Origin of the sequence: Streptomyces capoamus, assembly GCF_014654935.1 — a bacterium.
GTDB lineage: Bacteria > Actinomycetota > Actinomycetes > Streptomycetales > Streptomycetaceae > Streptomyces > Streptomyces capoamus.
In genome coordinates, this window is the sequence record NZ_BNBF01000005.1 from 146963 (window position 1) to 150356 (window position 3394).

Annotated in this window: 4 protein-coding genes; all 4 read left to right on the plus strand. The window is 68.4% G+C overall.

What is annotated here, in order from left to right; all coding sequences use genetic code 11:
* The coding region (locus IE312_RS10420) for a protein meaA (RefSeq protein ID WP_229899469.1) at positions 1 to 1552 on the plus strand (1552 nt) is incomplete at its 5' end.
* The gene (locus IE312_RS10425) at positions 1549 to 2511 is read left to right on the plus strand and encodes an HpcH/HpaI aldolase/citrate lyase family protein (protein ID WP_189980543.1); all 963 of its coding nucleotides are present in this window, start codon (positions 1549 to 1551) and stop codon (positions 2509 to 2511) included. The genes IE312_RS10420 and IE312_RS10425, both read left to right, overlap by 4 nt.
* 5 nt (positions 2512 to 2516) lie before the next feature.
* A complete protein-coding gene (locus IE312_RS10430) occupies positions 2517 to 3029 on the plus strand; it encodes a MaoC family dehydratase (protein ID WP_189980545.1) in 513 nt (170 codons plus the stop codon).
* Between the two features lie 2 nt (positions 3030 to 3031).
* Positions 3032 to 3394 (plus strand): acyl-CoA dehydrogenase family protein (locus IE312_RS39485; protein ID WP_229899471.1); only part of this gene is annotated, 363 nt, incomplete at its 3' end.

The window sequence follows — 3394 nt, forward strand, 5'->3', positions numbered from 1 at the left end:
GAAGTGGAACCCGATCAACATCTGCAGCTACCACCTGCAGGAGGCCGGGGCCACGCCGGTGCAGGAGATCGCGTACGCGATGTCCACCGCCATCGCCGTGCTCGACGCCGTGCGCGACTCCGGCCAGGTGCCGCAGGAACGCATGGGCGACGTGGTCGCCCGCATCTCCTTCTTCGTGAACGCGGGCGTCCGCTTCGTCGAGGAGATGTGCAAGATGCGGGCGTTCGGCCGCATCTGGGACAAGGTCACCCGCGAGCGGTACGGCATCGAGAACCCCAAGCAGCGCCGGTTCCGCTACGGCGTCCAGGTCAACTCGCTCGGGCTGACCGAGGCGCAGCCGGAGAACAACGTCCAGCGGATCGTGCTGGAGATGCTGGCCGTGACCCTCTCCAAGGACGCCCGCGCCCGCGCCGTGCAGCTGCCCGCCTGGAACGAGGCCCTCGGCCTGCCCCGCCCCTGGGACCAGCAGTGGAGCCTGCGCATCCAGCAGGTGCTCGCCTACGAGAGCGACCTGCTGGAGTACGACGACATCTTCGAGGGCTCGAAGGTCGTCGAGGCCAAGGTGGAGCAGCTGGTCGAGGAGGTCCTGGCGGAGATCGACCGCATCCAGGAGATGGGCGGCGCGCTGGCCGCCGTGGAGTCCGGCTACCTGAAGTCGCAGCTGGTCGCCTCGCACGCCGAGCGCCGCGCCCGGATCGAGTCCGGCGAGGAGAAGATCGTCGGCGTCAACATCTTCGAGGGCACCGAGCCGAACCCGCTCACGGCCGACCTGGACACCGCGATCCAGACGGTGGACCCGGAGGTCGAGACCCGGGTCGTGGAGTCGCTGCGCAAGTGGCGGGACACCCGCTACCAGCCGCCGTTCAACCACCCGCGGCCCTGCAAGGCGCTGGAGCGGCTGAAGGAGGCCGCCCAGGGCACCGGCAACCTGATGGAGGCCACGCTGGAGTGCGCCCGCGCCGGGGTCACCACCGGCGAGTGGGCCGGGGCGCTGCGCGAGGTGTTCGGCGAGTACCGGGCGCCCACCGGCGTCTCGTCCGCTCCGGTGGCCGTGCCGGCCGAGCAGGGCTCGGCGATGGCCGAGGTCCGCGCCAAGGTGGACGCCACCGCCCGCGACCTGGGCGTGGGCAAGCTGCGCTTCCTGGTCGGCAAGCCGGGCCTGGACGGGCACTCCAACGGCGCCGAGCAGATAGCCGTGCGCGCGCGGGACGCCGGCTTCGAGGTGGTCTACCAGGGCATCCGGCTCACCCCGGAGCAGATCGTGGACGCGGCCCTGGCCGAGGACGTGCACGCCGTGGGCCTGTCGATCCTGTCCGGCTCGCACGCCCAGCTGGTGCCGGACGTGCTCCAGCGGCTCCGTGTGGCCGGTGCCACAGATATACCCGTGATCGCAGGTGGCATCATCCCGAACGGTGACGCCGAACAGCTGAGGGCCGCCGGAGTGGCCGCGGTGTTCACCCCGAAGGACTTCGACATCACCGGGATCATCGGCCGCATCGTCGACGAGATCCGCACAGCGAACAAGCTCGACCCCCTGGAGGTCCCCGCATGACGACCGTCAACCGCCTTCGCCCGCGGCGCTCCTGTCTGGCCGTACCGGGCAGCAACCCGCGCTTCCTGGAGAAGGCGCAGGGCCTCCCGGCGGACCAGGTCTTCCTCGACCTGGAGGACGCGTGCGCGCCGCTCGCCAAGCCCGAGGCGCGGCACACCATCGTCAAGTTCCTCAACGAGGGCGACTGGACGGGCAAGACGCGCGTGGTGCGCGTCAACGACTGGACGACCGAGTGGACGTACCGCGACGTCGTGACGGTCGTCGAGGGCGCCGGCCAGAACCTCGACTGCATCATGCTGCCGAAGGTGCAGAACGCCCAGCAGGTCGTGGCGCTGGACCTGCTGCTGACGCAGATCGAGAAGACGATGGGCTTCGAGGTCGGCAAGATCGGCATCGAGGCGCAGATCGAGAACGCCCAGGGCCTGAACAACGTCAACGAGATCGCGCAGGCCTCCCAGCGCGTCGAGACGATCATCTTCGGCCCGGCCGACTTCATGGCGTCGATCAACATGAAGTCGCTCGTGGTGGGCGAGCAGCCGCCCGGCTACCCGGCGGACGCCTACCACTACATCCTGATGAAGATCCTGATGGCCGCCCGCGCCAACAACCTCCAGGCGATCGACGGCCCCTACCTGCAGATCCGCAACGTCGACGGCTACCGCGAGGTCGCGCAGCGCGCCGCCGCGCTCGGCTTCGACGGCAAGTGGGTGCTGCACCCGGGCCAGGTCGAGGCGTCCAACGAGATCTTCTCGCCCTCCCAGGAGGACTACGACCACGCCGAGCTGATCCTGGACGCGTACGACTACTACACGTCCGAGGCGGGCGGCAAGAAGGGCTCCGCGATGCTCGGCGACGAGATGATCGACGAGGCCAGCCGCAAGATGGCCCTGGTCATCGCCGGCAAGGGGCGGGCGGCGGGCATGACCCGTACGTCGGCGTTCGAGATCCCGGAGGCCTGAGCGCGATGCAGTTCGGACGCACGTACGAGGAGTTCGAGGTCGGGGCGACGTACAAGCACTGGCCGGGCAAGACGGTCACGGAGTACGACGACCACCTGTTCTGTCTCCTCACCATGAACCACCACCCGCTCCACATGGACACCAACTATGCGGAGAAGACGACGGACTTCGGCAAGAACGTCGTCGTCGGGAACTACATCTACTCGCTCCTGCTCGGCATGTCCGTCCCGGACATCTCCGGCAAGGCGATCGCCAACCTGGAGATCGAGTCGCTCAAGCACGTGGCGCCGACCTTCCACGGCGACACGATCTACGGCGAGACGACCGTGCTGGACAAGTGGCCGTCGAAGTCGAAGAACGACCGCGGCATCGTCTACGTCGAGACCAAGGGCTACAAGCAGGACGGCACCCTGGTGTGCGTCTTCCGCCGCAAGGTGATGGTGCCCACCGAGACGTACACCAAGGAGCGCGGCGGCGAGCAGCCGGGCCGCCCGGAACTCAAGCAGCAGGAGAAGTAGGCATGGCCCGTCTCGCCCAGACCGCCGGTCTGACCGACGTCCAGCAGGAGATCCTCTCCACCGTCCGGGACTTTGTCGACAAGGAGATCATTCCGGTCGCCACCGGGCTGGAGCACCGCGACGAGTACCCGCAGCAGATCGTGGACGGGCTCAAGGAGCTGGGCCTGTTCGGTCTGATGATCCCCGAGGAGTACGGGGGCCTGGGCGAGTCCCTCCTGACGTACGCGCTGTGCGTGGAGGAGATCGCCCGGGGCTGGATGTCGGTGTCCGGCATCATCAACACCCACTTCATCGTCGCGTACATGCTCAAGCAGCACGGCACGCAGGAGCAGAAGGACCACTTCCTGCCGCGGATGGCGGCCGGC

Bases quoted from the DNA above. Each gene is read 5' to 3' on its own strand.
- IE312_RS10430 (WP_189980545.1), top strand. From the start codon at position 2,517: ATGCAGTTCGGACGCACGTACGAGGAGTTCGAGGTCGGGGCGACGTAC.
- IE312_RS10425 (WP_189980543.1), top strand. From the start codon at position 1,549: ATGACGACCGTCAACCGCCTTCGCCCGCGGCGCTCCTGTCTGGCCGTA.